Raw genomic sequence first — 5,779 nt, 5'->3', positions numbered from 1 at the left:
GTTGACGCGGCCGACCATCAAGAAATTTCGGTGTTCGTTACAAGATTTTTCCACTCGTCCGTCTTAACGAAGACGCGGCATTGGCGCCGCCTTAACGTTAAGGATTCGTAATGACATCTCTACGGTACCCCCGCCCGTATCCACCATCGCCTGCCGGCGCGTCCCGGCTCGGCCGCATCGTCTCGGCCTTGCTGATCGGCGGCGCCAGTTTGACGGCGCTGGCCGACGACCCGCAATCGTTCGACATTCCGGCGCAAGCCCTGGACGGCGCGTTGACCCAATTGGCCGATCAGGCCGATCTGCGTTTACTGTATCCGGCGGAATTGGTTGCCAAACTGCGCTCCGCGCCGCTGTCCGGTCACTATACGCCGGAGCAGGCGTTGCGAATCTTGCTGCAAACCTCGGGCTTGAGCGCGAGGAAGACCGCCGAGCATAGCTTCACCGTCGAATCGGCGCCGGCCAAGCCGGCGGAGCCGCAATCAGCGCTGACCTTGCCGGCGGTTTCGGTGGTCGGAGTGGCGAGTTACGACGCTTACGCTCCGGAGAATAAAGACTATGCGATGCGTGCCGCCGCCAGCGCCACCAAAACCGACACGCCGTTGATGGAAACGCCGGTCAACATCCAGGTCATTCCAAAGGCGGTGTTGAACGACCAGCAGACCATCCAGATGACCGACGCGTTGAAGAATGTGGCAGGCGCCACGGTCAGCCACGGTTCCGGCGGCTTGTCGGACGACATCTTTCTGCGCGGCTTTCGCAGCAGTACCTATTTTCGCAACGGTTTTCGCGTCGATAGCCAATATGCGTCGATCGGTACCCGGCAAATGGCGAATGTGGAGCGTCTGGAAGTGATCAAGGGCCCGGCCGCGATCATGTACGGGCGAATGGAGCCGGGCGGCATGGTCAACGTCGTCACCAAGCAGCCGTTGGCGACACCGTATTACGCGTTGCAACAGCAGTTCGGGTCCTTCGATTTGTACCGCACGACACTGGATGCGACCGGCCCGTTGACCGACGATGACACTTTGCTGTACCGTTTCAACGGTTCGTTTGAAAGCAGCGCTTCGTTTCGCGATTTGGTCGACAGCGAGCGGACCTTCCTTGCGCCAATGCTGACCTGGAACGTCAGCCCGCGCACCCAGGTCAGTCTGGAAATGGAATATCGCCACGACAATCTGATCGACGATAACAATACTTGGCCGTATTTGAACGATCGCTTCATTGAAATGCCGCGTTCCCGCAATCTGATGGAGGCGGGTAAAGTCCGGGTCGAGGAAAAATTGATCGGTTTGAATTGGTCTCACCAGTTCAACGACGATTGGAGCATCAAACAGCGTTTCGTCGCCGATTTGCTGGACAACGTTCAGCATTGGACCAGCGCGTCGTCCGACACCCTGTTACCCGGCAACTTACTGCCGCGTAGCCAAACCATGATCGACGGCACCCACAACACCTACTTCACGACCCTGGACCTGACCGGCCGGTTCGCAACCGGTCCGTTGGAACATACCTTGTTGCTGGGCGGCGATTATTACCGCGTCGACCATATCAGCGATCCGTATTCGGCCGAGTTGGCGAATATCAACATTGACCAACCGGTCCATAATCCCGATATCGTAAGCCCTTGGGTTTCCGCTGGTTGGGGCGGCAATAACAGTGCCGATTACATCGGGATTTACGCCCAGGATCAGATCAAACTGCCGCACGGCCTGCATGTGTTGGGTGGATTTCGCTACCAGTACGTTAAGCAATGGGACAACTTGAGCCACACCGCCCAACCGATGGACGACGACGTGACGCCCCGGGTCGGCTTACTTTGGCAAGCCCAGGACTGGTTGAGTCTCTACGGTAACTACATCGAAAACTTCGGCGTGTCCAATCAGTGGGCCATCTCGGCCAGCGGCAAGCCCTTACCGCCGGAGAGTGCGCAGCAGTGGGAGATCGGTAGCAAGTTCGAATTTTTCGACGGCAAATTCAGCGCGACCTTGGCTTACTACGACATCACCAAGCAAAACGTCGTCACCCACGACCCGAATTTTCCGATTAACACCAGCATCAGCATCGCCGCCGGCGAAGTGCGCAGTCGCGGTCCGGAAGTGGACATGCGCGGCGAATTGCTGCCCGGCTGGAACTTGATCGCCACCTATTCCAACTTCGACACTCGGGTGACCAAGGACAACAACGGCTTGCAAGGCAACCGGCTATATGCGGTGCCGCGCAATGTCGGCAGTTTGTGGTCCACCTACGACATCTTGGGCGGCGATTTGCGCGGTTTGAAGGTCGGCGGCGGCGTTACTTTACGGGACGGTTCCACCGACGGCACCGGTAGTAACGGCTATCAGACCGCCGGCTACGCGACCGTGGACTTGTTGGCGGCTTATTCCTGGAAGGTCGATAAAGCCAAATTGACCGCGCAACTCAACGCGTACAATTTGTTGGATAAAACCTATTTCACCGATGCCTACCTAAGTGGTGCCAGCAGTTCCCGCACCATCGGCACACCCAGGGCGTTTTTGGGCTCGATCAAGCTGGAGTTTTAACGCCCGGCATCGGAGGCGTGCATCAAGTATTGGTGATCGTCCGGTCATCTGGAGACCAAAGCGTCTCCGGATGGACGGAGCCTCAAGGTCTTGGGCTTGTCCGGCGCGGTTCGTGTGACCACCAGCCTGCCCACTATATCGCGTTCAACAGCGCCAGTTCCGCCGGATGCGGCGACAGGTAAAACGATTGGTCGATGAAGGAATCGGGTTCGCGGCGGAAGTGGTGTTTCAGTAGCGTCAGCGGCACGATCAGCGGGAGTAGGCCGATCCGGTAGGCTTCGATGGTTTCGACCAGCTCCTGCTTGGCGTCGCCGTCCAGTTTCAGTTTTAAATAACCCTGGATGTGCTGCAAAACGTTGACGTGGTTGCCGCGAGTGGCGACCACCTTCAAGCAGGCCATCAGCGCCGACAGGTAGGCGTCGGCGATGTCGGCGAGATTCGCGGCATTGGCGTCGGCAATCAGCCGGCCCAGCGCGCGGGCCTGATTTTGGTCGTGGCTCATCGCGATCAGTTTGTGACGGCTGTGGAAGGTCATCAGGCCGTGCACGTTCAGGCCCGCCGCCGTCAGCTCGCGCCAACGCCGCAAGACGAATACCCGCTGGATAAAGTTTTCGCGCAGGGCTGCATCGCCGAGCCGGCCTTCTTCTTCGACCGGCAGATAAGGAAATTGGCGCTGGATATAATCGGCGAAAATTCCGGTACCGCAGCGCGCCGGGATGTCGTTTTTATAGACTTTGACCCTTTCCATGCCGCAACTCGGCGAGTCTTTCTTCAATATGTAGCCGCACAGTTCGGCCAACCAGTCGGCTTGTTTTGCCGATGTTTGTTGCAAACGCTCGGTGACGTCGAAGGCGTGGTCCTTGACGCCGACGCAGCGAATCACGCCGGGAGCGGTTTCCCGCAGTTGCACGCAGGGACGCGGGATGCCCAGTCCGGCTTCCACTTCCGGACAGAAGGCGCGGAACTCAAAATATTGGCCCAGCGTGCGCTCGATGTAGCTGTGGTACTTGTGGGCGCCGTCGTAGCGGACTTCGTGGCCTAACAGACAACTGCTGATGCCGACCTGAATTTTTGTCATGGGGTTTGCTCGGATGGTGGGTGCTGATCGTATATCAGTTGATCGGTGGCGAAGCCCAGGGTTCGGGCCTGGTCCACCAAGGCGTTTAGCGTCGCGGCGGGTAATTGCGGATCGCGGGCCAGTATCCACAAATAATCCCGGTCCGGGCCGGCGATCATCGCGTAACGATAGCCCGGTTGGTCCAGCGCGATGATGTTGTAGCCGCCGTAAAACGGTCCGAAAAACGACACTTGCAGGCGGCCGATGTCCGGCGTCTCGACAAATTCGGCCCGGCCTTCGGCGCTTTCCCGCTGGCCGGCCGCCACCGAATAACCGCTGTTCAATACCTTGACGCTGCCGTCGGAGTTCATACTGTATTCGGCGCGAATGTCGTTCAGACCGCGTTCGAAGCGGTGGTCCAGCCGGGCGATTTCGTACCAGGTGCCGAGGTATCGGGACAATTCGAAATCCTTGACCGCGACGACGCCGTCCGGGATGCCGGTGCAGCCGGCCAAGGTCAATAACAGTAAACAGGTTTTACGCATCGGCGTTGTCTCGGATCGGTGGCGTGGTCAGCGCCTTGAATTGGGCTTTGATTAACTGGCTTTGGGTGGAGTGCTCGACGATGGGTGGCGGATAGACGCCGGCCAGCGGTTGGCTGGCCCATTGGTGTATGACTTTGGCCGAGTAAGCCCGCAGTTCCGGCAACCAGGTTTTGATGTAGTCGCATTGCGGATCGAACTTCCGTTGTTGCAGCCAGGGGTTGAAGATTCGGAAATAGGGCTGGGCATCGCATCCGGTGGACGCCGCCCATTGCCAGTTGCCGTTGTTGACGCAAGGATCGTAATCCAGCAGATGTTGGGCAAAGTAGCGTTCGCCCCAGCGCCAGGAAATATGCAAGTCCTTGACCAGGAAAGACGCGACGATCATTCGCAAGCGGTTGTGCATCCAACCGGTTTGCTGCAATTCGCGCATCGCCGCGTCGACGATCGGGAAGCCGGTCAAGCCGTTGGTCCAGGCGGCGAAGTCGTCAAGATTGTTGCGCCAGGGTAGGGCGTCGTAACGGCGATCGAAAGCCCGCCCGAACACGTGCGGAAAGTGATAGGCGATGTGGCTGAAAAAGTCTCGCCAATACAATTGCCGTAACAACGGATGTTCCGGCCCCAACTGATGCTGAATCGCGGCGTATGCCTCGCGGACCGAGCAGGTGCCGAATTTCAGGTGTACCGATAACTGGCTGGTTTGCGCCAGCGCGGGGAAATCACGGTTTTGCGCGTAATCGCGGCAGCTCGGCAAGGCTTGCAGACTGCGCAACGCGCAGGCGCGGCCGCCGGCAATCGGGTTGCAATGCGGTTGCCGGTAGCGTTCCGGCAAACCGGCATCGTCGCCGGCCAAAGCCTCGGTATACCAGCGCCCGTCGGCCAGCGCGGCCGGAGCGGCGACCGGTATTTGCCGGGCACGCCGGTAAAACGGGGTGAACACCTGAATCGGCTTGCCTTTGATGCCGGCGATTTGTTCCGGCTCGGTCAGCAGCAGGTCGTTGGCGATATGCAACGCCACGCCCAGTTCTTTACAGCAGTCGCGGATTTCACCGTCTCGGCGCAGACTGAACGGCGTGTAGTCGCGGTTTAGGTAGACCGCATCCAGGCCGATCGTCTCGCGAAGCTGAACAATCAGATCGCGGGGCAGGGTTTCAAAGCAGTACAGCTTGCCGCCATGGTCGTGTAAGTCGCGTTGCAGTTCGGTGATGGCCTCCAACAGATATTGCAGGCCGGGCTGGCTTTGATAAGGATGCGGTTCGATTTGGCGCGGGTCGAAGGCGAACGCCGCTATAACCCGGTCCGCGCTTTGCCGCGCGGCATTCAGCGCGGTATTGTCTTCCAAACGCAGGTCTCGCCGAAACAGGAACAGCGCGGTGCGATAGGGTTTGTCGGCCATGGCTTAGCAGTCGCCGAACTGAGCGATCATCTGCTGGCAATTGAACAAAATGTTGGGATAGTACTGATAAATCACCCAGCGCAAAGCCAAATCGACAAACGCCGCGACCGTCGTCAGCCGGGCCAGTACCGCCCAATGTCTTGCCGTGCAATGCGCCGAACAGCGCCAGACCGCGCCGGTCCAGTAAATCAACGGCATCAAACAAATCATGTGTATCGTGATCCAGCTGGCGACCGTGAACGAG

The 5,779-nt window shown here is 58.9% G+C and carries 4 protein-coding genes and 1 pseudogene; 1 reads left to right on the top strand and 4 read right to left on the bottom strand.

Translation table 11 applies throughout. The annotated features are described in order from the left end of the window. Positions 1–110: 110 nt before the first annotated feature. A complete protein-coding gene (locus AC3B8H_RS17730; protein ID WP_488442873.1) occupies positions 111–2,540 on the top strand; it encodes a TonB-dependent siderophore receptor in 2,430 nt (809 codons plus the stop codon). Positions 2,541–2,673: 133 nt separating this feature from the next. On the opposite strand, the gene AC3B8H_RS17725 is transcribed toward AC3B8H_RS17730, so the two are convergent. The 4 genes and pseudogenes from AC3B8H_RS17725 to AC3B8H_RS17710 form a co-directional block, all read right to left on the bottom strand. Next, positions 2,674–3,618, bottom strand: a complete 945-nt coding sequence (locus tag AC3B8H_RS17725) for a YbgA family protein (protein WP_488442872.1) — start codon at positions 3,616–3,618, stop codon at positions 2,674–2,676. Beyond that, positions 3,615–4,142, bottom strand: coding sequence for a lipocalin family protein (locus tag AC3B8H_RS17720; protein WP_488442871.1), 528 nt, complete (start codon positions 4,140–4,142; stop codon positions 3,615–3,617). The genes AC3B8H_RS17725 and AC3B8H_RS17720 overlap by 4 nt, the downstream gene beginning before the upstream one ends. Then, positions 4,135–5,535, bottom strand: a complete 1,401-nt coding sequence (locus AC3B8H_RS17715) for a cryptochrome/photolyase family protein (protein WP_488442870.1) — start codon at positions 5,533–5,535, stop codon at positions 4,135–4,137. Before AC3B8H_RS17715 ends, AC3B8H_RS17720 begins: the two co-directional genes overlap by 8 nt. A gap of 3 nt (positions 5,536–5,538) precedes the next feature. Further along, a pseudogene (locus AC3B8H_RS17710) lies at positions 5,539–5,779 on the bottom strand (hypothetical protein); the annotation flags it as partial.

The sequence above is a fragment of the Methylomonas sp. BG-2 genome, from assembly GCF_057766305.1.
Note: the sequence above shows the minus strand (reverse complement) of the source record. Positions and strands in the feature narration are given on the sequence as shown.

Coding starts and splice junctions, on each gene's coding strand:
- AC3B8H_RS17730 (WP_488442873.1), top strand. CDS start 111: ATGACATCTCTACGGTACCCCCGCCCGTATCCACCATCGCCTGCCGGC.
- AC3B8H_RS17725 (WP_488442872.1), bottom strand. CDS start 3,618: ATGACAAAAATTCAGGTCGGCATCAGCAGTTGTCTGTTAGGCCACGAA.
- AC3B8H_RS17720 (WP_488442871.1), bottom strand. CDS start 4,142: ATGCGTAAAACCTGTTTACTGTTATTGACCTTGGCCGGCTGCACCGGC.
- AC3B8H_RS17715 (WP_488442870.1), bottom strand. CDS start 5,535: ATGGCCGACAAACCCTATCGCACCGCGCTGTTCCTGTTTCGGCGAGAC.